Origin of the sequence: uncultured Sunxiuqinia sp. (assembly GCF_963974515.1) — a bacterium.
In the GTDB taxonomy this organism is placed as follows: Bacteria; Bacteroidota; Bacteroidia; order Bacteroidales; family Prolixibacteraceae; genus Sunxiuqinia.
Map to the genome: position 1 here is coordinate 1 of NZ_CAXBDD010000059.1, position 24637 is coordinate 24637.

The window sequence follows — 24637 nt, forward strand, 5'->3', positions numbered from 1 at the left end:
CAGCCGCAGCAGGATTCGTTTGGTATACATTGATCCGGTCAACTTCTGCTTTTTTCCCCAATTCCTGTTGAAGCGTGTCGGGCGCGAGATCGCCCAGAACGACCAACACTTTTTCATCGTATTGAAGTTCGGGCAAGAACTCACGCACGAATTCATGAGCCGATCTGCCGGAACCGACAAAAGCTGGCGGTAAATGAAACTGCTCCAGTTTCTGGGCGGTTTGCTTACCCAGCGCAGCAATTTTGCAAGGTACTTCAGGATAACGATCGGTAAAGGGATGCACGGCATTTTTGCTGGTGAAAACCAACCAGTGGTATTGGTTGATATTTTTTTCCAACAGAAAGGGCAGTGGCAAGATTTCAATGACAGGCATGGAAAATACGGTCGCACCTTCTTGAGTGAGCATGGCGACCAGCTCGTCCTGTTTTTTTTCGGGATAGGTGCAAATAACGACCCTGCCTTTTAATATGTCATTACTATGTGTCACTATTCTATTGATACTAGATGCGAAATATATGGATGCTAGATGCCAGGTACTGGATATCAGATGCTGGATACTAGATATTCAATGCCTTTCAGTCAATCGGGCTTGGCCGGATACTGTCGAGGATTTCTTTACCCCCCGCACCTAAAATCAGTTGGGCCAGCTCGATGGCATTTTCTGACGCCTCTTCCAGTGATGATTCTACCGATTTGCAGATACGGACTTTTCCGTCCAGGCTGGCAACCATTCCTGTCAATTTTATTATGTCGCCATTCACTTCAGAATAACAACCCACCGGGACCTGACAGCCACCTTCCAGTTCGCGCAAGAGCGATCGTTCGGCCAGCGTCGTTGATCGGGTCATTTCGTCGGTAATGGCGTCAACCAGTAGCTGGATGCGCTCGTCGTCTTCCCTGATTTCGATTGCAACAGCTCCCTGGCTCACTGCTGGAAGCATCACGTCAGTATCTAAAAATTCAGTGATCACTTCATCGTAACCCAGCCGCAAGATTCCTGCTCCGGCCATAATTAAGGCATCACAATGGCCGTCATTCATTTTCTTCAGGCGGGTTTCCACGTTCCCACGGATATCTACAATTTGCAATTCCGAATTGTAATGAAGCAACTGCGCTTGTCGCCGCAGGCTGGAAGTCGCAATTTTATCGTTGGCTGTAAAGTTCGCAAGTTTACGCCCGTCTTTTGAAATAAAAACATCGCGGACTTCAGCCCGTTTCAGCATGCCGCCAACAATCAGGTTTTCGGGTAGCTCCGTTGGCAGATCTTTTAGACTATGTACCGCCAAGTCAATGTTGTTGTCGTATAAGGCCTGTTCTATTTCTTTGGTAAAAAGTCCTTTGTCACCAATTTTCGACAGCGCCACATCCAGTATTTTATCTCCTTTTGTTTTGATGATTTTCAATTCGAATTGAAGCTTCGGATGTGCTTTCTCCAATTCACTTTTCACGGTTTCGGCTTGCCAAAGGGCCAATTTACTGCCTCGTGTTCCTATTTTGATGGTCTTTTTAGTCATGGGAAGGGGAGAAAAGGTCATTGATTACTTTGATGTATTCTGTCTTACGGCCGTTATCGCTGATGTTTTTCAGGTTGCGAATCATGGACTTAACGAGCTTTTCAGCGATGTGTTTGCCGTATTTTTCCATGTTTTGGTATTCTTCTTCGTTGTGAAATTTTTTGAAGACGGCCAGCTCCGACTGGTTAATTTCATTCACACCTAGAATAATGTTTTGAATAGCCGGTGATAGGTTTTGAACGCTAAGCCAATCCGAAAATTCATTGGTCTTTCTTGTAATGATCTTTTCGGCAGTAGCCACGTAAGTCTTCTTCTTTTCCATATTTTGAGCAACCACTTCTTCCAGATCATCGACATTATATAGGGTAATGTTTTTTTGTTCTGCAATCCTGGGATCGATGTTGCGGGGTACGCCTAAATCGATAAAAACAGTCTGCTTCTCGGTGTTCGAGCTACTTAATACTTGAGGGGTGATTAAAGGGGTTTTGCAGGCGATCGAACTCACCACAATGTCAGCATCACCAACGGCGGATTCCAGGTCCTTGAAATTATGCGCACTGCCGCAAAAACGTTGGGCGAGCTCTTCGGCTTTTGAGGTGGTTCGGTTGGTAACCACAATGTTTTGACAGCCTTTCTTATAAAGGTTTTTGATAACTAATTCGCCGGTTTCGCCAGCGCCAATCAGTAGTATTTTTTTATCGGGAAGTTGCTCGAAAATGCTGCTGCACTTTTCTACGGCGGCATAGCTGACGGAGAAGGCGCCTGTGCTCATGGCGGTTTTCGTGCGGACTTGCTTTCCTGTTTCGAGCGCTTTATGAAACAAGCGGGTGAGTATTTTTCCGGCCGATCCAATTTCTTCGGCGTGGCTGATGGCTTCCTTGATTTGCGAAACAATTTGATATTCGCCCAGCATCATCGACTCCAGACCCGAAACCACCCGAAACAGATGATTAACGGCCATCTTGGTTTCGTATTGATAAAAATGTGATTCGAATCCGTCTTCTTCGTCAATGTGTTTTTTCAGGTAGTGAAAAAGGATATGAAAAGCTCCGGGAGAACAGCATTCTTCGGCGGTGAAATACAATTCGGTGCGGTTGCAGGTAGAAATGATGACGAGTTCACCAATATTCTTATTTTTCAAAATGGTTTGTGATAAATCGGTGTACTCTTCCTTATCTAATGCGAATTTTTCGCGAATATGTACAGGTGCCGATTTATGACTTAAGCCTACTACTCCAATCATGCGTGTTGAAAATAAATGAACGTTTGGTTATTGATTTCTTGAATGAATGTACTAAGAAATCAACGCCGGTGGAGACAGGCCACAGTAGGTGTGGTAAGTTTCAAATGAATAGTTATGATGTACTAAACTAAAGGTCGTTTTGCCCCTGGGGTAGTATGCCAGAAAGTCGGAAGGTTGTTGTATTTCAGCCTGCGATCCGGTCTGGTCGTTATAGCTGGGTTCATCCGTTTGGTGAAAATGACAACAGTTATCCGTTTTTATTTCTTGCTTGTTGGGGTTTTGGTATTCGATTGTTTTGTCTACGATCACTTCGGTTTCCTTATCAGACTTCATGTTCACCCCCAATGTGAGGACAAACAAAGCCCCCATCAACAACAGGTAGGGCATGAATGAACCGGCTAATCCAAGAAAAAACATAGCGATCGTTTAAATTTGCAGCAACAAAATTAACAATGTCTGTCGAAAATCAGGCATGATTCTGTTGATATTAATCAATTAGTTGACATGTTTCACAATCATGTTTTGTCTCCTGCCTTCCTTATTCTCCGACAAATTTATACTTAGCAAACAAAACAGCACGACTTAAGTTTTTTAAATTGACTCATTTTTTCTTTTTGAAAAAGAAGGTGGGATATTAACTGTACATGCGCATGCCTCCATTGGGGTGCATCATTTGTCCGGTGGTGTATGAACCGTCTTCCGAAGCCAAGTATACATAGGCCGGGGCTATTTCACAGGGCTGGCCTGGCCGTTTCATCAAGGCTTGCTTCCCGAAATCTTCGTTGTCATCAAAGGTCGATACGATAAGAGGCGTCCACACAGGTCCGGGAGCTACGCCATTTACCCGTATTTTCCGGTCGGCAAGATTGCGTGCCAGTGCTCTTGTAAAAGCGGTAATCGCGCCGTTTGTTCCGGAGTAGTCGAGAAAATGACTGCTGCCGTAATATCCGGTAACGCTGCTGGTGTTAATAATACAGTCGCCCTCGCCCATGTGCTTCAATGCTTCTTTTGCCAGGTAATACATCGCAAAAATGTTGGTATGATAGGTTTTTTCCATCATCTCCAGATCCATCTCGTCAAGGTTCTCGGCAGGGTGTTGTTCGCCGGCATGATTGACCAATACATTCAGTTGCCGGTAATGTTGAAATGTTTCGCTTACAGCGTTTCTGCAGAAGGATTTGTCGCGAATATCTCCTTTAAATAAGAGGCATTCGAGGCCTTCGTTCTCGACCAGGTTTTTGGTGTCCATCGCATCTTTATCCTCGCTCAGATAAATAATGGCTATGCTGGCTCCTTCGCGGGCAAAATGAACGGCTACAGCCCGTCCGATGCCCGAGTCACCACCCGAGATCAGGGCTACTTTATCCTTTAATTTGTCTGTTCCTTTGTAGTTGTCACGAATGTAAACGGGTTTTGGATCCATTTTATACTCATCTCCGGGAAATGGTTGCGTTTGCTGGTATGTTTTTTCTGAAGCTTTTTTATAATCATTCATAGCATTTTTGTTTTAGTTAAAACGTACGATTATTTTGGCTATCAACAGAAAATATCATACCAATTTTCCATGAAATGGTAATGGTGACTTGATTTTTGGATTGGCTGGAATATTTTGTGAAGAGGTCCGGTTGCACAGGTTGGTGACCTTTATTTCTTAAGCGAAACTTGTGTTAATCGCACTGCGAAAGCCTTTTTGCCTATCATGATTGTTCTATCTTTCAATACTGATTTGATATAAAATCGTAAGGGCAGTTCACTTCGCGACTACGATGACTAATCTTCGATTTTAGCATTGAGGAAAAAAATCATCAATTCATAGAAATAGCTGGGTAAGCTTTCTACAAGTTTCGGTTTACAACAAACCTCTACTTTTGCGGAACTTTGTACCATTTGTTGATCGGAGTTGGCGGCGTGTAGTTTTGTAAATAGTTGATCGCCTCCTGGCTGTCTTTGGCCACAAAGTAGAGCTCACGGTACGAGGGTTTGGCGAAGTTTTCTTCAAAAGAGCGTTCAAATTGTTGAAACAAATGGTTATAAAAGCCATTGGTATTGACAAATACAATGGCCTTGTTGTGATAGTCGAGTTGTTTGAGGGTGATCACCTCCAGAATTTCTTCCAGGGTGCCAAAACCTCCGGGTAACGCAACGAATGCGTCTGATAATTCGCGCATGATGGATTTGCGCTCCATCATATCTTTCGAAATAATGAGTTTCTGCGCATATTCTGAAGCCAGTTTGTGGCCGTTCAGTTTTTCGGGTAAAATGCCAATGGTTTGTCCTCCGGACGTAACGACTTCTTTTAATACGGTTTCCATCAGTCCCACGTTGGCGCCACCATTTACCAAGGTCATTTTATGTTGGCCGATGAGGTGTGATAATTGAATGGCTTCGTCGATATAAACCGGATCGATGGCATTGCTTGAGGATGAGAAAACACAAATTTTCATTTTGTTGGAATGTGGAGAAAAGAAGAATGCCATCTTTGAGGACGGCATTCTTCTTTTTATCAGTATTAAACATCAATATTAGCATATACCGCATGATCCTCGATAAATTGTCTGCGCGGCGGAACTTCATCGCCCATGAGCATGCTGAAAATATGGTCGGCATCGGCTGCATTTTCAATGGTTACCTGGCGAAGGGTGCGGCTTTCGGGATTCATTGTGGTTGACCACAGCTGCTCAGCATTCATTTCACCCAAACCTTTGTAGCGCTGGGTATGTACTGCCGATTCCTTTCCGTCGGCCCACTCACTAATCAGGTGTAAGCGTTGCTGGTCGTTCCAGGCATAGGCTTCCCGTTTCCCTTTTTTGATTAAGTATAAAGGTGGAGTAGCGATGTATAGATAACCAGCCTTAATCAGGTCATTCATGAACCGGAAGAAGAAAGTCATGATCAATGTGGCGATGTGGCTTCCGTCCACGTCAGCATCGGTCATGATGATAATTTTATGATAGCGAATTTTCGACATGTTCAAGGCTTTGGAATCTTCTTCAGTCCCGATCGACACACCAAGAGCGGTGAAAATATTCCGGATTTCCTCGTTGTCAAAAACTTTATGCTGCATGGCTTTCTCCACATTCAGAATTTTACCTCTTAATGGCAGAATGGCCTGAAAGCGCCGGTTCCGGCCTTGCTTGGCGGTTCCTCCTGCCGAGTCACCCTCAACCAGGTAGATTTCGCATTCCGAAGGGTCTTTGTCCGAACAGTCGGCCAGTTTGCCGGGCAGTCCGCCTCCTGACATCACATTCTTACGTTGCACCAGTTCGCGTGCTTTTCGTGCTGCATGGCGCGCCGTAGCTGCCAAAATTACTTTGTTGACAATGGCTTTTGCGGCTTTAGGATTTTCTTCCAGGTAGTTGGAAAGCATTTCACTCACGGCCTGGTCAACCGGAAGACTAACTTCGGAGTTTCCCAATTTGGTTTTCGTCTGTCCTTCGAACTGTGGTTCCTGCACTTTCACCGAAACAACCGCTGTCAGTCCTTCCCGGAAGTCATCACCACTGATGTCAAATTTCAGTTTCGAAAGCATGCCTGATGTTTCGGCATATCCCTTCAGGGTTCTTGTTAGTCCGCGCCGGAAACCTGTCAGGTGGCTACCACCTTCAATGGTGTTGATGTTGTTGACATACGAATGAATGTTTTCTGAAAACGAGGTATTGTAATGCAGGGCAATCTCAACAGGAATGCCAGCTTTTTCGGACGAAATATGGATGGTTTCATCAATCAGCTTTTCCCGCGCACTATCCAAAAATTCTACAAACTCCTTCAATCCTTCTTCTGAGAAATAATCATCTCTTTTGAAATTTCCATTTTCATCCGTTTCACGTTTGTCGATTAGTACCAACCGGATTCCGGCGTTCAAAAATGCCAGCTCGCGCAGACGTGCCGAAAGAATCTCATATTTGTATACAGTGGTAAGGAAGATGCTGTCATCGGGCTTGAAGGTGATGATAGTCCCGGATTTTTCGGTTTCACCAATCTGTTTCACTTCATCCTGTGGAACTCCTTTGTGGTATTCTTGCTTCCAGATTTTTCCATCGCGGTGAATTTCAGCCGTTAACACTTTTGATAGCGCATTCACGCAAGATACGCCAACGCCGTGCAGACCGCCGGAAACCTTGTAGCTCTCTTTGTCGAATTTACCGCCAGCGTGCAACACTGTCATGACCACTTCCAGAGCCGACTTATTTTCCTTGGTCATTTTTTCAGTAGGGATACCGCGACCATCATCGGTTACCGTGATCGAATTATCTTCGTTGATGATGACTTCAATGTTGTTGCAATACCCAGCCAACGCTTCGTCGATCGAGTTGTCGATGACTTCGTAAACCAGGTGGTGAAGTCCTTTCTCATTTACATCGCCAATGTACATTGCCGGACGCTTGCGTACAGCTTCCAAACCTTCCAGTACCTGAATACTGTCTGCTGAATAATTGCCGTTTCCTTTGCCGCTATTCTGCTTGTTTTCAATTTCACTCATCTATTGTATGTTTGGTTTATTCAAAACTTATCCTATTTATCGCAGTAAATGATAAACACTTCAATTGCGTCAGATTTCGTATGCCAACGCTAAAATGCCATTTTTTTATATAGGGCTGATATGAGAAAAGAGTCTAATTTTCAGTTGATTAAATATCATTCTGCGCATCAAGTTCATAACGAACAAATATAGAAAAAATATGCTTAAAAACGATCAGATTTCATGATGGAAAAAATGAAAGTTTTCAACAAATTTTCAAGTTTTAAAAAGCTGTTAATTAGTTTGTTGTGTTTGTATTTTTTGCAGGCAATTTTTGGGCTCTGCTTTTGGCAAGTCTCTCGCTTCTAAAATGAAAGGCTTGCTCCGATAAGCACATTGAATCCCTGTTGAGCATAGCCTAACCAGTTCTCATATTTTTGAAAAGCGAAATTGTTGGCACGCCCGAAAAAACTTAACTGAGGACTGTATTGGTATTCTACGCCAAAGTTAAAATCAACGTATGAAGAGAGCGTATAGGTTGTTTCTTGCAGGTCATGCGGTGCAGCAGCATTCGCGTCCATGTAGTAAAATTCATTGTGCACAGGCGCCTGTCGTTTGCTGACGAAGAAGATGTCAGCATTGAACCTCACTGGTCCTTCGGGATTCAGGATGGTCGAAATTCGCCATTCAAAATCGGGTTTATGCCAGGCCTGGTCCAACGAGTCTAGCTCGTAGCTGAAATGTTTTCCCTGTACGTGAAAATTGACCAGATCGGAGGCTGTGTAGTAAAATTCAAAGCCTAACGTCAATTGCTTGAGGTCATCGTAAAGAACATCGAAGGTATTCGAGCGGGGTATTAGAAGTGGATCTGGTATAGGTGGTTCCGTTGCCAGAAAATTTATAGTATTGAATCGATAGAAGTGTTCATCTTTGATGCTGGCGTAATCCACCTGTGCCCGGTAATTGAAACGTGGCGTGAATTTACCTTTAATTCCGCCGGTTAGGATGTATTGGTATTCTGTGTTCCGGATATCATGCGTAGGGGTCACAAAGCGGTTTTCTGCGGCAATGGCCGAATAGTGGTTTTGCTGTAACCGGCCGTCAGCACCTGCAAACAAAGTCATCATATTTTCAACCGGTGACCATTCTGCTTTTATGTTTGGCGTAATCAAAATCCGGGCATCATCGTCGTCGTCAAGCAGAGTAAAGGTATGGATGCCAGCCTGCAATTTGGCTACGTCGCCCTGCAGCAAAATTGCCGGGCTCAGGTTGATCAAAATTTGTTGTTTGTCTCCAACAGTACCATTAATTTCCTTGACAATGCCGTCGGTTTTCAGATAACCCACTGATGCATCTAAAAGGCCTTTGAAAGTATCGTAATCTTTCTTGAAGCCTGTTCCCACTTTGATAAGATTTTCGGTCTGGTCGGTCTTGGTTCCAAAGTGATGGAAGTACAAATTCAAATCGTAGTTCAAATCAGCCCTGGTATCTTCATCGTTATTTAGGTTCAACTGAAGTCCTCCTTTTGAAAATGCTTGCTGCTCGTTCCAATATGGAAACAGGACTTCTTTTTCTTCGTTGGAGAGCTCCTCGCCAGCATAGCCATAATAACGGTGCGCCTGCCGGTCGAAAAAGAGTTTCGTGCTGAGAGCCGATCTTCTGAAAAAATGTTTGGTGAAGAGCTCCGCTACATTTTCACTGCGGGGGGCATCCACTTTATCGTCATTGATCAGCTTGACTGTCCCGTGTGATGACAGGTGTTTAAAATGCAATCCCAGAATTGAGTTTTTACCCGCCTCGGTGTTAAAAAAAAGTTCGCCATAAGGAGTTTGGTAATTGCCAACACCCGCTTTTAATAGCCCTTTACCCAATTCGGCTTTACGTTCGCCAACCATTTGAGCGGCTTGTACGGGCTCAATTTCAAATGTACTGAACACGGGTTGAGTATTGATTTGATATTCAAACACGGGCTTATCTCTTTTTTCATCCTGAATCTTAGGGATATCGTTGATTTTAAAGACATCCGAAACACTAGGTTCGTAGGCTTTTACCACTTCAACCTCCTGTTTGAGACTCGTGCTGTCCTGCTGTGCTGAGGCAGTAAAGGAAACCAGAATGATTAAAAGAATTGCGGAAATATATTGAAGAAATAGCTTGCTCATGTTGCTCGATTTTACTGTTCATTAATGTTGATTTGCATTGGACTTTTTCCTTCTTGCTCTTCTTGCTCATCCAACTTTTCCAGGTGTTGTAGTTTGGCCAGGCCGGTCTCAATGATACCGTCATCGGTTTCCGGATAATTTTCAACAATACTCTTGAGGGTGTGTCTGGCCTGAAAGCGGTCCCCCTGGCTAAGGTAAACATCAGATAAAAGAATAAAACTTTTGGCCAGCCAGTATTGGTGGGGGGTATTTTTCGAAATAAAATCCATTACTTGCTCTTCAGCTGCCGTAAGCTTGTTCTGGTTGAACAGGATTTCGGTGAGTAGATATTTCGCTTCAGCGCCTTCTTCCGACCGGGTGTCTTCGGCCAGGTTGCCTAAGATTGGTAACGCTTCGTCAAATTGCTTGCGTTGATAGTAGGATTTTGCCAGTTTGTAGTTGGCTTCACGTTTCAGTATATCTGTTAGCTTATCAGAACCCAACAGCATTTTTGCAGCTTCAATACAGGCAGAGTAGTTGGCCAGTTGGTAGTGGCATCGCATTTTTCCGGCCCTCGCTCTTAGCAGGTTCCACTGGGTATTCGAAAGGCTTTCAAGTTGTTCATAGTAACTCAGAGCCTGTTGGTAGTTGGCCGCATTAAATTGTAATTCCGAGGCTTTTTCCAGGGCAGGTTCGGTGAAAATATTGTCACCCTTTCCAAGTACAAATTCATAGTCCTTCAGGGCCAGTGCATATTCTTTATCTGCATAGCGTTGTTCGGCCAGGTAGAAGTGGGCATTCAAACTAAAACTTCCGTTAGGATACTGGCGCAGGTAACGCTGCAATTGTGATTTTGCTTGATCATCGCGGGCCATATAGGATTTTTCGGCGGAGAGGTAAGTCAATGAATCCTGTTCCGAAACCGACACCTGAATGCCAGACCCAAGTCGTTCTGCATAGGCAAAGTAGGCGTCAATATTATTGAGCTCGATGTAATTATTTTTGATTCCAAGCAGGGCTGACTGTGCTTCCTGGCTGTTGGGGTATTCTGCTACGACTTGTTTGTACGCGTCGAGTGATTGATTAAACTGCGACTGGTTATAGAGCACCAACCCCAGTTGTAGAATGGCTTTCGGGCGGTAGCTACTCTGTGGATAGTCGCTGATGATGTCGCGGTAGTAGCCTTCGGCTGTTTTGGCCTGTCCAGTCCGTTCATAGGAACGCCCCAGTTCGTATAGGGCATCATCAAGCAGACCTGAGTTGGGGAATGTTTGTACCAATGTACGCAGGTTGCTTATTTTTTGATCCTGGTCGCGTTGAAGGCCCAGGCAGATCGCTTTCTGAAAAAGAGCATAATCGGCATCGTATTGTTTGAGTCCAAAAGCTCTTTCGTAGTTTTTGATGGCATTGCGATAATCACGGGTCACAAAATAAGAATCACCCAAGCGGTTGAACGCATCGGCTACTTTTTGATCCTGCCTGCTGCTGTTTTTATCCAGATAAGCTTGGAATGCCTGGCTTGAAGCTGTGTAGTCCTTCAGTTTAAAATAAGCGTAACCCAAGTTGTAATGCACGGTCTGGAATTCAGGGCGGGCATTGGCTCCGGGAGTTCGTAAAAACTGGTTAAATCCACTAACAGCTGGCTGATACTCTTCAAGTCGGTAATTGGCCTCCGCTTTCCAGAACAGGGCGCCGGCTTTATACTCGCTACTTTGTTCGCCATTGGCAAGCGACTGGTCGAACAGGCCAATGGCCGATTCGTAATAGAGGTTGTTGAACAGTTCCAGTCCGCGATAAAAAGTGACCCGTTGGTACGCCCTTTTTATCGAATTGCTTTTTACCTTGATTTTTTCAATCGACTCAATGGCTTCCTTGTAATTGTTGGTTCCCATATAAACATTGACCAGGTAGTCGTAAGCAGCATCATTTCGTTCCGAGTTTGGGTAAAGGGCGATGTATTTGTCGAATGCTTTGATGGTTTCGTTGAAAGGCGAATAGGAAAGTTCGTAGGTGATTTTGGCATAATTGAACAGCGCGTCCTCCTTTATTTCCGGGTTGAAATCCAGTTCCGATGCTGATTCAAAAGCCACACGGGCTTTATCTTTTTGTTCGGTTTCAATATAGCTGTCGGCTAGATGATAGTAAGCATTTTGCGCCAGCTCGTCGTTTCCGCGCGAGGCGACTTCCAACGGAGCCACAGCTTTGCTGTATTGGCCGGTTGCATGGTAACAGTAGCCCAGCATGTAGTTTTCTTCGCGAACCTTGCTGTTGGTGAACTCAACATAGGCTTCGATGTAAGGAATTGAGTTAGGGAAATCATTCAAATGAAAATAGCTGATGCCAATTATTTTCGCCAATTCGGGTTTTTTGTCTTCCGAGACTTCATCCAGCAAAGGAATGGTGAATTCAATCACCTGACCATATTGACCCCGTTTGTAATAAATCTGACTCATGTAAAACGGAATAACCTCGGCAAAGGCAGGGTTGTTTTTCAGTTTGTTGAATTCGGATAAGGCAGCATCGTAGTCTTCGTTTAAATACTGAATATGTGCCCAGTAGTATTTGGCCGGTCCGGCATATAGGTTGTTGGTGTCTTTAATTTTCTCAAATTCATTTTCGGCCAACTGGTATTTCTCGGTCTGAAAATACGCGTAGCCCTTCTGATATTGAACTTTTATTTGATCCTGCTTGTCCAATGTTGCGGGTCTCAATTTTTGATACGATCGAAGCATTTGAGCATATTTGCCATCGTTGAACTGGTTGCTTCCCAATTCAAACCAGGCTTTGTTCGCGTATGGACTGACTGGATGTTCTTCAATGAACTTTTCAATTAATTCTTCACCGTTTTTGGTTTCCAGGCGTAAGGCGCACAATGCTTTATAAAACATGGCTTCCGACTGAATTTCAGAGCCGTTATCGGCTTTTTTTGAGATGGCTTCGAATTGTTGTTGGGCAACAATGAATTTATTTTTGGTGAAAAGCTCCTTGGCTTGGTGAATCTGGGCTTCGAGCGAGGGATAATAGGCCGTTTCCTGCCCGTATCCGGTTATATAGATGCAGCCCCACAACATGATGAACAGCAATATTCTTGTTCTCATAGACTTTGTTTTATTTTTGGCTAAAAATAACGATTCTGTTTTCTTTTTAAGCGGATTAATGCACTGATTTCTTAACAAAAAACTGTTTGTTTCTCCGCTTTATTATCTGGTTGTTCAAAAAAACTTAGATTTGTAGTCCGTAAACAAATGTTAGCTTTATGAGTGCCGATTCAATTATTTCACTTCAAAACGTTGATGTGTTTCAGCAGGACCAATTGATCTTAACCCATGTTAATCTGGAGATTAAGACGGGCGAGTTTGTGTATTTAATTGGAAAGGTGGGGAGCGGAAAGTCTAGTTTGATTAAGGTTTTGAATGCCGAACTGGAACTTTATTCGGGTGAAGCCATGGTTGCTGGTTTTAACTTAAGGAAGCTAAAAAGTTCCGAGGTTCCTTTTCTGCGTCGAAAATTGGGCGTGATATTCCAGGATTTTCGCTTACTGACCGACCGCAATGTGCACGATAATTTGTCGTTTGTGTTGAAGGCAACAGGATGGAAGATTGAGAAAGCTATCGAAAACAGGATCAACGAAGTGATGGAGCGGGTAGGGATGAAGTCGAAATTGAAAAGTATGCCACATGAGCTTTCCGGCGGAGAGCAGCAACGTGTGGTGATTGCCCGCGCCATTTTGAATGATCCTGACATTATTTTGGCTGACGAACCCACGGGCAATTTGGATCCGGAAACTTCGGACGATTTGATGGGTATCTTCAAGGAAATCAATGCGCAGGGCAAGACCATTCTAGTGGTCACACACGATTACCACATTTTAAATCGTTACCCTGCACGCACCTTGGTTTGCGCTTCCCATAAAGTTAGCGATTCGTCAAAAACACAGCAGGAAGTTGACTTTTCGGAGCTGTTGGAAGAATAAATGCTGGTCATTGTTGGTTACTCGTGGTTGGTGCTTAGATGATTGAAGTTTGGGGTTTCTTTTACCCAAAGCTGCCAGATTCAAGTAGTAATTTCTAACCACTAATTACCAATCCCTACTGCAACTTCTCAAAAATTTCAAACAGCACTTGTTCTTCATGTTCCCAGCACAGGTCGTGTGCGGCTAAGGGCAGATTGTTATACCATTTCTCTCGGAGTTTCCAGTTAAACAAGGCTACATGGAATTGCGCAGCCATTTGTTGTGGGTCGTGGCTTTCCAGGATCATTCCGATCTGGTAATCGTCTACAATCTTTTTCATTTCAGGTAAGTTGCTCACCAAAACCGGTACTTGTTGCTGGATGTAATCAAACAATTTGTTGGGCAGAGCAAAGCGGTAGCTCAAGCCCAAGTCTTCTTCAATTGACAGGCCTAGATCGGCCTGAGCGGTGATAAACTTCATCTCTTCCAGCGGAATTTTCCCCAGAAAACTAACGCGGTCGGCCAAGTCCAGGTCGGCGGCCAATCGTTTCAGCGGCAGGGTAATGTCTCCATCTCCGGCAATCAGCAGGCGGGCATCATCGAGGTATTGCATGGCTTTGATGGCGTATTCCAGCCCCCGCCCAATGTTCAGGGCACCTTGATAAAGAATGATCTTGCGATTGTCGGTGGCCAGGCTTTTCTCGTGTGGCACAATAATAAGCTCTTCGCGGTGAGGCAGGTTACGTACCACCTTGAATGGTGTGCCGTATTTTTCCCGGTAGCTGGCAGCAATCGATTCAGAAACAGTGTAAGCATTTTTTAATTTAGGCAATATGGCCCGCTCAATGCGCTGCCAAATAGCCCGTTTTACGGGTCGGTCAAGCAATTCCGGAACCTCGGTGAAAAATTCGTGACTGTCGTAAACCAATGGCTTGCCTTTCAGTACCGAAGACAAATAGTTGGCCAGCAAACTGTCCAGGTCGTTTGCCAAAAAAATGTCGGCTTTCCGAACCCGCAGGAATAAAAACAGGCGAAGATTATATTCAGCGTAAAATAGCGGGCCCTTTCTGAAAAAAAGCTTCATCCGGCGTGTTTTGTAAGGACGTGGATCCAATTTTTTGCTTTTCGGAAGTTTACGACCAACAACCAACACTTGGAAAGACATCTTTTGTAAGGTCAGGGCCACTTTGTGTACCCGGCTGTCGGTTACCAAATCATTCGTCACGGATAGAATAACTTTTTTCAAGGCGGTTTTTTACTTTTGTACAAAATAAACGAAATTGAAAGAGGTTCTATTATCTTTGCGCAAAAAATTCTATGATCCGTTTTTTTGAAGATTACTCCCTCAAAAATTACAATACGTTTGGTGTTGAAGCCAAATCCCGCTACTTTTTCGAGTTTACCGAATTGGAAGATCTGACAGAATTTCTTCAGGCAAACACTTCGTGGAAAGATGAGTCCTTTTTTTTACTCGGCGGAGGAAGCAACCTGCTTTTTGTGAACAACTTTGATGGTTTGATCATTCACCCGAATGTGCCGGGGGTACAGGTGGTGCACGAGACCCGTAACCAGGTTTGGCTCGAAGTTGGCGCAGGCGAAGATTGGGACCGTTTTGTAGACTACTGTGTGAAGTCGGAGTACTACGGATTGGAAAACCTGTCGTTGATTCCCGGTACCGTCGGTGCAGCTCCGGTACAAAACATTGGCGCCTATGGTGTGGAAGTGAAAGATTTTGTGGATACCGTCAATGGTTTTGACTTGGAAAGCATGAGCACGTATTCCATTCCAGCCGAACAATGTCGCTTTGCCTACCGGAACAGCATTTTTAAGCAGGAACTGAAAAATCGCTTTGTTGTGACTTCCGTTGTTTTTCGTTTGGAAAAGTTTCCTGAATTCAAGCTTGATTATGGCACGTTAAAAGCCGAGGTAGAGGCACGAGGCGAGCTGCACCCGATCCATGTTCGCGAAGCGGTGATGGCTATTCGCCAATCAAAATTGCCGGACCCGGCCGAATTGGGCAACGCTGGAAGTTTCTTCAAGAACCCGGTAGTTGACCATGAGTTGGCAGGGCAGTTGAAGGCTGAGTTTCCTGAAATGCCAAGCTATCCGGCTGAAGACGGGAAGACTAAGCTGGTTGCCGCTTGGCTGATCGAACAATGCGGATGGAAAGGGTTTCGTGAAGGCGATGCCGGAGTACATAAACTTCAAGCTTTGGTTCTGGTTAATTATGGGCAAGCAACCGGACAGGAGCTGTTTCTGCTTTCACAAAAGATTAAAGCTTCCGTTGTCGAAAAGTTTGGCGTTGAGCTGGAGCCGGAAGCCAATATCCTTTAGGAGCTAGCTTGGAGCTTCCGACAATAGGTATCAATCTTTATTTAGTCATCCATGTCATGCGTTATTCATTCGTGGCTGACTATTGGCTGAGTTCGGATACCCCATCTTTTATGTAGTACCATGTATGGATGACAAGGGAAAGTCCCGTCAGCGATTTAATATGGGTAGAAATCGGATTGGTGATCACAATTTTGTCCCATACGGGGCGACAGGTCTCACTTAGATTTTTTACCCATATTTGGCTCCTGATGGAACGATTTGCAAATCTGTTATTGAAGTTTTTTCATTCGCATTAAAGCTTCCACATAGTAGTAATCGGCATAGGTCAGCGGGACGTCAATTTCAGTTCCGTTGGGCATGTGCCCGACACTGTGTTTGAGAATAAAGTTGCCGCTTTTTCCAAGATCGGCTAAGTATTCCCGTGAGCTTAAGGTGCGGAGCTGCTTTTCGGCAACGGCCAGGTAGTCTGCCGATTTTTTACCGGAAACATAGCCACTTAACTCGATTAGAGCCGAACAGATGATGGCTCCGGCCGAAGCATCGCGCAGCGCCTCCGGAATATCAGGCGCGTTAAAATCCCAGTACGGGATTTTATCTTCCGGCAGATTGGGATGATTCAGGATGAAGTCGGCAATATTGACTGCTTGCTTCAGATAAGCCTGGTTTCCCCATTCGCGGTACATCATCACATAACCATACAAGCCCCAGGCTTGTCCGCGAGCCCAAGCCGATTCGTGCGAATAGCCCTGAGCGGTGTGTTTGGCTTCGGGTTCACCCGTCAGCGTGTCGTACGAAATCACATGATAACTGCTGAAATCATCCCGAAAATGATGCTTCATAGTGGTGTTGGCATGCGTTTCAGCCACTTTGATAAACTCCGGATTGTCGAAGGTTTTGCCAGCCCATAACAGCATTTCCAGGTTCATCATGTTATCAATAATCACCGGGAATTCCCACTGTTTACTCCAGGGCGCTTCGTCCCAGGATCGGATACAGCCCACCATTGGATTGAAGCGGGTGATCAGCGATTCTGAAGCAGTTTCGATCACTTTCTTGTAAGCTTCGTTATTGGTGAGCCGGTAGGCATTTCCAAAGCTGCAAAAGATCATGAACCCTACGTCGTGGTTGTCAGTGGTGTATTGTTGATCTTCTACACGCAAGGTGTAGTTGGTGGCCCAGTCTTTTAGTTGTTTATCGTTGGAGTTTTCATACAAATACCAAAGTACTCCGGGAAAAAATCCACTAACCCACCATTCAGAACCGCAGGTTTCCAGCTCGCCTTGCTGGTCAATTGTTTTGGGTAAGCGGGTTGGTTGATCTTTGAGCGATTGCGCCATCAGTAAGCTTTGTTTTTCGGCAAAGGCCAGCGATTCGTTGACGACTTTCGAAAGAGGTTTCTCCGGTTTTTCTTGTGGAGTGCACCCGATGACAAATGCAAGGATGAGGATGCTAATTGTTGTTCTCAGATGCTTCATATTATAATGCTTTGTCGGCTTTCATTTGTTCGCCATTCCAAATTTTCGATGAAGTCCACGGAGAATCGTTGGCGGCCCAAAACAGGTTTTCAGGTGGCAAGCCCAGCGGCAATAAAGCTGTTGAACAGAGATATAAACTGCCGGTCGAAATATAGTGTTCACCTAACGCATTTTGATGACCCACCAGTCCGATTTTCAGCCAGCCATCCTTATCGTAGGTTCCCGGTGCGTCCATCAGTCGTTTCATCAGGGAAGACAAGGCACAGCGCACCTGTGCGGGGTGAACATCTTCCGGTAGTCGTTCCTGTAAAGAGGCTTGCGCCAAATGCTGAAAAGCGCCCATCCGGTAGGCAATGGAGCGCCCGATGGCCGGGAAGGTTCCTTCAGGTGAAATTAACCGCTCCTGAATCGCTGCATAGCGGGTGAAACGTCTGGCAATGGTTTCCACCTCTCTTGACCTGATTTTTTTCTTGTCAGCCATCACAGTTACAATGTCCATCAACATTGGTTGTATCACATAGCTGTTGTAGTAGTCCCAATGAAAATCAGGTCCGTCGCCATATAGGCCGTCGCCAAGGTACCATTCCTGGTGTTTTTTCACTGGCAGGTCCAGTCGCATAATATCAAAGGGCAAGTCATTATCAAGGAAGAAAGCTTCGATCATAGCACTAAACAGAAGCCAGTTGGAGTAGTATGGCTTTACCTCGCGGGTTGCTGTAAAGGCGCTGACAACCTGTTGTTTTGTTTTGCTGTCGAGGGCCAGCCAAAGCTGTTTTGGTGCACGTAAGAAAGCATGAGCCAAAAAGGCAGCATCAACCAGCATCTGGGGCTCCATGTGGTCGAACAGGTAATCTGGCGATTTTGGATCGACAATGCCCGAAATCGTTTCAAGAGCTTGCTTGCGATAGCCTTTCCGCAGTTTTATTTCGTTTGAATTGCCGGGCTCCAGTTCCAGCCAGGGCGCCATGCCAGCTAGCAGCCGGCCAACGCCTTCGAGGTAGGTCGACGGTTTTTCTTTTGCTCCGGTTGTTGTTTCAACCGGCATGCTTGCTTTTAACTTGCGCTGGCTTCCCGCTTTTAGCAATGGTCCGGCCAGCTGATCCATAAGCTCGAGCCAGTATTCGCGGTGATTGGTGATGGCTTTTTCTTTTTCGGTCGCTGACAGCCCATTGCTCAGGAGTGCTCCGGCACCGATTAAAGGTACGGTTTGTAGAAAATTTCTTCTTTTCATAGTGAGTAGTAGTGAATTTTACCGATTATTCACGGCGGATAATATTTCAAGAAATCAAAGACAAAAATAAGGATTTGAGCCGCTATTCAAAGGAAGAACGGAATTTAGATGGATGATTTTTCTGGGATTCCGCATAAATTTATCTTTTCTGTTAAATGATTGTGTAATTTTTAATCAGAAGACCTATTTTTGATATTAAAAATTTTACTTAAATAAAAAAAGAGCTGAATACTTGTAACAAACTTCAAATAAAATCAACCTATTTAAAAATTAAATTTTAGTCGGATGAAACAACAAATAACAATGCTTTTCTTCCTGTTTACGCTGGTTGCTTCGGCGCAAACCGGTTTTGATCTGAATAGTCTGGTTCCTGAAGAGCCAGCTATACGAAAAGGTGTGCTGGATAATGGTTTAACTTATTATATCAGACACAATGAAGAGCCCAAAAACCGGGCAAGTTTTTACATCATTCAAAATGTTGGAGCATTGCTCGAAGAGGACAACCAAGATGGACTGGCTCATTTTCTGGAGCATATGGCTTTTAACGGAACTGAGCATTTTGAAGGTAAAGGCATTTTAAACACCCTTGAAAAGCATGGTGTCGCGTTTGGGCGCAACATCAATGCATATACCGCTTTTAATGAAACTGTTTATAACCTGAGCGAAGTTCCTACAACACATGAGGGGCTGGTTGATACCTGCTTGCTAATTTTACACGACTGGTCGGATTTCCTGCTGTTGCAGGAAGACGAAATTGACCTGGAGCGTGGCGTCATCAGTGAAGAGTGGAGGACGCGTCGTAACGCCAATTTTAGGATGTTGAGGCAGTGGCTTCCGGTGGTGCTGAAAGATTCAAAATGGGCTGAGCGCGATATCATTGGAGACACTACCGTTATTAAGTACCACGATCCGGCAACGCTGCGTCAGTTTTATCACGACTGGTACCGCACTGATTTGCAAGCGATCGCCGTTGTGGGCGATATCGATGTAGATGAGATAGAACAAAAAGTGAAAACGCTGTTTTCAACCATTGAGCCCATTCAAAATCCGAAGGAACGACCAACATTTAAGGTGCCTGATCACGAAGAAACTTATTATGTGTTGGCTACGGACGACGAAGCAACCCAGTCGCAGATCAATATTTATATTCTCGATGAAAATAAAGATGGACAGAAGAAAACCTATGCTGACCTGAGAGATTCCTATATTACCTCGTTGTACAACGCCATGGCCAGCATGCGTATCCAGGAGTTGTTGCAAAAAGGAACACCTCCTTTTGTTTCGGGCCGTACAGGGCGCGGAGGATTGGTGCGGGGTTACGATGCCTACAGCATCAGTGTAACCGCGAATACGAATGAAGAAGCGAAGGCGCTCGAAGCTATTATGATTGAAACTGAGAGGATTAAAACACATGGTTTTGGCGAAGGAGAGTTGGAGCGGGCCAAAACCAATTTGCTCACGAATATGGAGAATCGCTTCAAGGAGCGGGATAAAATATCGAACGACCGCTATGCTCGCGAATATGCACAAAATTACCTGGTAAAAGAGCCAGTGCCGGGCATCGAAACAGAATACCAATTTGCCAGAGAAGTGATTCCAACGATTACGGTTGACGAAATTTCGGCGAAAGCCAAAGAATGGATCAAAACAGAAAACCGTGCCATCGTGATTACTGGCCCGACGGATGCTGAGCACCTTTCAGAAGAAGAAGCGAAAAGCATCATCGCCAAAGTTGAGGCCATGGAAATTGATCCCTATGAAGATACTGTTTCGGGAGAGTCTTTAATCAGTGAGGAGTTGGAGGGCGCAGAAATCGTTGACACTAAGAAGCTGGAAGACTTTGATGCGGTTGAATGGACTTTGGCAAACAATGTGAAAGTGATCTACCGCCACGCGGATTACGAAAAGGACAATGTGTCATTGTTAGCCTTTAGCAAAGGAGGAGCATCGCTTTGGTGTGATGAGTATGTTCCTTCGGCTGATATGACCCCTACTTTTATGAATGCCTATGGGGTGGGTGATTTTGACGCTATTGCCTTGCAGAAAATGCTGACCGGGAAAAAGGTTTCTCTGTCGCCAACTATTGGCTCCTTGACGGAAGGTTTCAACGGATCGACAACGCCGAAGGATTTTGAAACCATGATGCAGCTGACTTATCTCTATTTTGAACAACCCCGTTTCGATGAAGAAGCACACAATGCGCTGATGTCACGCTACATGGCTTTTGTGGCCAATATGGAAAAAGATCCGGCCAAAATTATGCAGGATTCGATGTCCTTCATTATGGCCGATTACCATCCTCGTGTGAGACCCATGAATACAGAATACCTTCAGGATGTCAAGTTTGAAGAGATTCAACAAATATACCACGACCGAATCCAGGATGCCGGAGACTTTACCTTCTTTATAGTTGGGAATATTGACGAGGAGACCGCCAAAACAATGGCGCAAAAGTATCTGGGTTCGCTGGCTGATTCCGAAAGGGAAGAAAACTGGAAAGACCATGGTATTCGCTCTCCAGAGGGATTAACGAAGAAAGTCATTTCCGTGCCGCTAACGACTCCAAAAGCCAACGTTAACGTGCGTTATGAAAATGATATGGATTATACGCAGGAGAGTATTTTGGCCATCAAAGTTCTGGAAGGAATTCTTGACTTGCGTTTTACCGAAACCGTTCGCGAAGATGAAGGTGGTACATACGGTGTGGGGATTGGAAGTGGTGTGAGTCAGTATCCTGTCAGTAAGGGCAGCATGCGTATTTTGTTCGATTGCGATCCTGTTCGGGCCGATGAGCTAAAGTCGATTATTTATCGGGAGATCGACAGGGTTGTTGCCGAAGGGCCAAGCGCAATTGATTTTGATAAGACGATTAAAAACTTGCTGAAAGACCGCGAACAGGCGCGCGAGCACAATAGCTTTTGGTTGAGTTCATTGTACAACTATTATTTCAATGGTATCAACTCGGCTGACCCTGCAAACTATGAAGAAATCCTGGAAAAGATGAGCCGACAGGATATTCAAAAATTCGCTGCCGATTTTTTTGATGACGCTGATTTAATTGACGTGGTCTTTGTTCCATCAAGCTTATAGCTCGAACTTTAAAAAGAAAACGAAGCATCTCTTTGAAATGCTTCGTTTTCTTTTTATGCCCTTCATCGGTAGGTATTTGTTCCTTGAGTTATTTCGAGTCCTGCTCTAATTGCTTTACCAGGCGTTCTGCCTCGCCCATTTGTTCGTATTTCCCCAAGTCCATCCAAACCGATTCTTCATCCACAAAGGCCTTGATGACTTCGGTTTTGGCCAGGCGCAGATACAAGTCAATAACCGAAAATTTTCCTTGCTCTCTGATCTGTTTCAGTAAGTCGGGTTGAATGATTTGAATGCCGCTAAAAGCATAGGGAGTGGACTGCGGAAACTGTTCTGGCCTGGAAATCTTCGTGGCACCAGTTTGTTTATTTTTCCAACCGGTCAGCTGCCGTTTGCCATCAAATAGGAGGTAGCGCGACGTTTCCCGGCTCCTCACGACCAGGGTGGCCAGCGCCTTTTCGTGCTGATGAAAGTAGAGTAGCTCGCGAAACGATAGGTTGGTGAGCACGTCCACATTGAGGATTAAAATAGGGTCTTCGGGATTGAATAATGGTCCGGCATTCAAAATACCGCCTCCCGTGTCCAGCAATTCATCGCTTTCATCCGAAATTTGGATATTCATCTCGAAGTGGTTGTGTTGCTTCAGAAAGTCAATCAGCTGATCAGAATAGTGATGCACATTGATCACGACATCGGAAATGCCCTGCGATTTTAGATTTTCGAGACTTCGTTCTAATAAACTTTTTCCGTTGATTTCGACCAGTGCCTTGGGCTTGCTGTTTGTGAGTGGTTGAAGCCGCGTACCAAGCCCGGCGGCAAATAGCATTGCTTGCATGAATTTACTTTTTTTTGTAAAAATACTGCAATCTTTCAGGAAAGAAAATCACTCCGCATTAAACGAAACGCTTATTCCGTAGTCAATAGGTTGATCATCAAAAAATAACCGATGAAACAAGCTCGGTAAATTCTTCTTGAAAAAGAACCAATTGAAACCAGCTTGTTCCATCAAATTCAAACAACACTAAAGTGAAATAAAATGAAAAAGTTGTATGTATTATTTGTTGTACTAATTGCGGCAATTAGCATGAGTAACGCTCAGCCGGGAGGGCAGGGCCAACGTATGAGCCAGGAAGAACGAGATAAGCAGTTGATTGAGACGCTGGGCCTGGATGAAGCTCAGCAAAAAAAGCTGACCACGATCAATGAAAAATTTCAAAAGTCTTTTGGTGAACTTCGTGAGCAAATGCAAAACGCTACCGACGAAAAGCGACGCGAGCTTTTTCCAAAGATGCGCGAACAAATGGAGGCCAGAAATAAAGAGATTCGCGCGATGCTGACCAAAGAACAAGCTGAAAAGTTTGATGAAATGCAAAAACAACGTCAGGAACGGATGAACAACAGGCGCGCTCCGGGTGAGCGTGGAGGAGATAGCAGGCCAGGAAGATAGATTTAAGGACTGGTGGTTTTTAGTTTAATTAGTTAGTTAGCAACAAAGGGGATCTGGTAATCCCCTTTGTTTGTTTTTATCGTTTTGTGTTTCGAGATGTCAAAATGATAGAGTCTGACATAGGCAGCCCGTATATCAATTCCATTTTTTTTTTTTTTTCGAACGCGTGCTTGCTGTTCTCAAAAAGGTTTATGCTTTCATCTCTTTCTTTAGTGCCACCATCTTGATGGCGGTGACGGCTGCCTCATCTCCTTTATTCCCGAGGTTACCCCCCGCGCGATCCAAAGCCTGTTGCTCATTGTTGGTGGTTAACACTCCGAAAATAAACGGTTTGTTGTATTTCAGGTTTAAGTCGGTCGTTCCTTGTGTTACGCCATTGCAAATGAAATCGAAGTGGCGGGTGTCGCCCTGTATAACACAACCAATCAAAATGATGGCGTCCACATCGCTGTATTCGGCAAAAAACTGCCCACCCAAAGGTAATTCGAAGGTTCCGGGAACATGCTTTATTTGGATGTCCACGTCCTGTACATCATGTTTTTTCAGGGTATCAACCGCTCCCTGAGCCAAAGCGCCAGTAATTTCATAATTCCATTCGGCCACTACAATTCCAAATTTGTATCCTTTGGCTGAGGGCACTGATGCCAGATCGTAGGCTGATAAATTTTTAGTTGCCATAAGCTTTATTTCTGTTCGTTATTGAATGCGTTTCGAGCCTGTAAATTTTTATAGGTCATAGCGAGCAAGAAATGTGTTCAGTATGTCAATGACCTTAATCTTCTGTAAAAATAAAAAATCCCCTGCGATGAGGGGATTCTTATCCGGAATATTTTCTTTTTGATCCTTATTTGTTCTGTTTTAATTCAACGCGGGCGATGTATTTTTCAACATTCCGTCCTTCGTTGGTTGCAGGATACTTTTCCTTGATACTTTCGTACAAAGCCAGTGCTTCCTGCAATCTTCCCTCTGCCTCCATCAGGTTAGCTGCTTTCATCATATAGATGGGGGTGGTGAATTCATTTGCTGAGCTGGTGTAGGCTTTTTTATATGCTGCAAGTGCTTTATCTGTTTCACCCAGCTCCTGGTAAGCGTCTCCCTTGGCTCCTTCGGCAACCGGAACCAAAAGCAAGTCATCAGTTGTAAAATCATTCAGATACTCAATGGCAGCTTCGTATTCACCCAACTTGAGGAAAGAGATTCCGGTGTAGTAGCTCGCCAGGTTGGCTGCATTGGTCATTCCGTAGTCGTCAATAATATCCAAAAATCCGAGGTAGTTTCCGTCACCATTGATGGCCAGATTGAAAGAGTCTTTTTCAAAATACTGCTCAGCCATAAACATTTGTTCTTGCGCATCCAATTCGCGGGGCTGGATGTACATCCTTGTAAAACCAAGATAAGCAACTACAATCAGAACGATAACCCCGATGACGGTCGTCAGCATTTTCTGATTATCTTCAATTAACTGTTCTGTTCTGGTCAATGTGCTCTCAACTTCCGAAAAGCCGTCTTCTCTTTTATCTTTATTCTTTGCCATCTCTTAAAATAAGTTAGTCCAAATTTGTGACGCAAAAATATGTTTTTTTATAAAATAAAAAGAAGGAAAGGTTTATAAAATTTAATATTAATCAACATGTTGGTGTTATTATCGCTTTTATTTGGATTAAACAGCGAACTGTTCATTTCCATTCACGTTAAATTGTAAAATACTCAAGTTTCGCACATTCTTTTAAGCTTTTTAGCGTCAGCGATGTACG

The 24637-nt window shown here is 44.4% G+C and carries 19 protein-coding genes; 4 read left to right on the top strand and 15 right to left on the bottom strand.

Annotation, left to right across the window (positions count from 1 at the left end; translation table 11 throughout):
* The 9 genes from AAC033_RS12795 to AAC033_RS12835 all read right to left on the bottom strand — a co-directional run.
* On the bottom strand, window positions 1-487 hold a 487-nt coding region (locus tag AAC033_RS12795), incomplete at its 3' end, for a uroporphyrinogen-III synthase (protein WP_339738700.1).
* Window positions 488-575: 88 nt separating this feature from the next.
* Window positions 576-1535, bottom strand: a complete 960-nt coding sequence (hemC, locus tag AAC033_RS12800; protein WP_339738701.1) for a hydroxymethylbilane synthase — start codon at window positions 1533-1535, stop codon at window positions 576-578.
* Window positions 1507-2757, bottom strand: a complete 1251-nt coding sequence (gene hemA / locus AAC033_RS12805; RefSeq protein WP_339738703.1) for a glutamyl-tRNA reductase — start codon at window positions 2755-2757, stop codon at window positions 1507-1509. The genes hemC and hemA overlap by 29 nt, the downstream gene beginning before the upstream one ends.
* 51 nt (window positions 2758-2808) lie before the next feature.
* Window positions 2809-3174 (bottom strand): hypothetical protein, encoded by a 366-nt coding sequence (locus AAC033_RS12810; protein WP_339738705.1) that lies wholly within the window; start codon window positions 3172-3174, stop codon window positions 2809-2811.
* Window positions 3175-3391: 217 nt separating this feature from the next.
* Window positions 3392-4252, bottom strand: coding sequence for an SDR family oxidoreductase (locus AAC033_RS12815; protein ID WP_339738707.1), 861 nt, complete (start codon window positions 4250-4252; stop codon window positions 3392-3394).
* 367 nt (window positions 4253-4619) lie between these two features.
* Window positions 4620-5201, bottom strand: a complete 582-nt coding sequence (locus AAC033_RS12820) for a TIGR00730 family Rossman fold protein (RefSeq protein ID WP_339738710.1) — start codon at window positions 5199-5201, stop codon at window positions 4620-4622.
* Between the two features lie 65 nt (window positions 5202-5266).
* Window positions 5267-7237: a DNA topoisomerase (ATP-hydrolyzing) subunit B gene (gyrB, locus tag AAC033_RS12825; protein WP_339738712.1), complete on the bottom strand. Its 1971-nt coding sequence runs from the start codon at window positions 7235-7237 to the stop codon at window positions 5267-5269.
* Window positions 7238-7581: 344 nt separating this feature from the next.
* Window positions 7582-9378: a hypothetical protein gene (locus AAC033_RS12830; protein ID WP_339738714.1), complete on the bottom strand. Its 1797-nt coding sequence runs from the start codon at window positions 9376-9378 to the stop codon at window positions 7582-7584.
* Between the two features lie 11 nt (window positions 9379-9389).
* Window positions 9390-12455: a tetratricopeptide repeat protein gene (locus AAC033_RS12835; RefSeq protein ID WP_339738716.1), complete on the bottom strand. Its 3066-nt coding sequence runs from the start codon at window positions 12453-12455 to the stop codon at window positions 9390-9392.
* 158 nt (window positions 12456-12613) lie between these two features.
* On the opposite strand from AAC033_RS12835, the gene AAC033_RS12840 reads away from it, so the two are divergent.
* Window positions 12614-13330, top strand: a complete 717-nt coding sequence (locus AAC033_RS12840; protein ID WP_339738718.1) for an ATP-binding cassette domain-containing protein — start codon at window positions 12614-12616, stop codon at window positions 13328-13330.
* 115 nt (window positions 13331-13445) lie between these two features.
* On the opposite strand, the gene AAC033_RS12845 is transcribed toward AAC033_RS12840, so the two are convergent.
* Window positions 13446-14555, bottom strand: coding sequence for a glycosyltransferase (locus tag AAC033_RS12845; RefSeq protein WP_339738720.1), 1110 nt, complete (start codon window positions 14553-14555; stop codon window positions 13446-13448).
* Window positions 14556-14626: 71 nt separating this feature from the next.
* Between AAC033_RS12845 and murB the strand changes: the two genes are divergently transcribed.
* The gene (gene murB, locus AAC033_RS12850; protein WP_339738722.1) at window positions 14627-15643 is read left to right on the top strand and encodes a UDP-N-acetylmuramate dehydrogenase; all 1017 of its coding nucleotides are present in this window, start codon (window positions 14627-14629) and stop codon (window positions 15641-15643) included.
* A gap of 269 nt (window positions 15644-15912) precedes the next feature.
* Here murB and AAC033_RS12855 read toward each other — a convergent pair whose 3' ends face one another.
* Both AAC033_RS12855 and AAC033_RS12860 read right to left on the bottom strand, forming a co-directional pair.
* Window positions 15913-17118 carry a glycoside hydrolase family 88 protein gene (locus AAC033_RS12855; protein WP_339738724.1) on the bottom strand — a complete coding sequence of 402 codons (1206 nt, stop codon included), beginning with the start codon at window positions 17116-17118 and terminating at the stop codon, window positions 15913-15915.
* 1 nt (window position 17119) lies between these two features.
* On the bottom strand, window positions 17120-18349 hold the full coding sequence (locus tag AAC033_RS12860) for a DUF2264 domain-containing protein (RefSeq protein ID WP_339738726.1): 1230 nt from the start codon (window positions 18347-18349) through the stop codon (window positions 17120-17122).
* Window positions 18350-18634: 285 nt separating this feature from the next.
* Here AAC033_RS12860 and AAC033_RS12865 point away from each other — a divergent pair, with 285 nt between their 5' ends.
* The gene (locus tag AAC033_RS12865; protein ID WP_339738728.1) at window positions 18635-21439 is read left to right on the top strand and encodes an insulinase family protein; all 2805 of its coding nucleotides are present in this window, start codon (window positions 18635-18637) and stop codon (window positions 21437-21439) included.
* An 88-nt stretch (window positions 21440-21527) separates the two neighbouring features.
* On the opposite strand, the gene AAC033_RS12870 is transcribed toward AAC033_RS12865, so the two are convergent.
* A complete protein-coding gene (locus AAC033_RS12870; protein ID WP_339738730.1) occupies window positions 21528-22271 on the bottom strand; it encodes a nucleotidyltransferase family protein in 744 nt (247 codons plus the stop codon).
* Window positions 22272-22472: 201 nt separating this feature from the next.
* Here AAC033_RS12870 and AAC033_RS12875 point away from each other — a divergent pair, with 201 nt between their 5' ends.
* Window positions 22473-22883, top strand: a complete 411-nt coding sequence (locus AAC033_RS12875; protein ID WP_339738732.1) for a hypothetical protein — start codon at window positions 22473-22475, stop codon at window positions 22881-22883.
* A gap of 189 nt (window positions 22884-23072) precedes the next feature.
* Here AAC033_RS12875 and ribH read toward each other — a convergent pair whose 3' ends face one another.
* On the bottom strand, window positions 23073-23561 hold the full coding sequence (gene ribH, locus AAC033_RS12880) for a 6,7-dimethyl-8-ribityllumazine synthase (RefSeq protein ID WP_339738734.1): 489 nt from the start codon (window positions 23559-23561) through the stop codon (window positions 23073-23075).
* Between the two features lie 166 nt (window positions 23562-23727).
* Window positions 23728-24417, bottom strand: coding sequence for a tetratricopeptide repeat protein (locus AAC033_RS12885; RefSeq protein ID WP_339738736.1), 690 nt, complete (start codon window positions 24415-24417; stop codon window positions 23728-23730).
* Window positions 24418-24637: the final 220 nt, after the last annotated feature.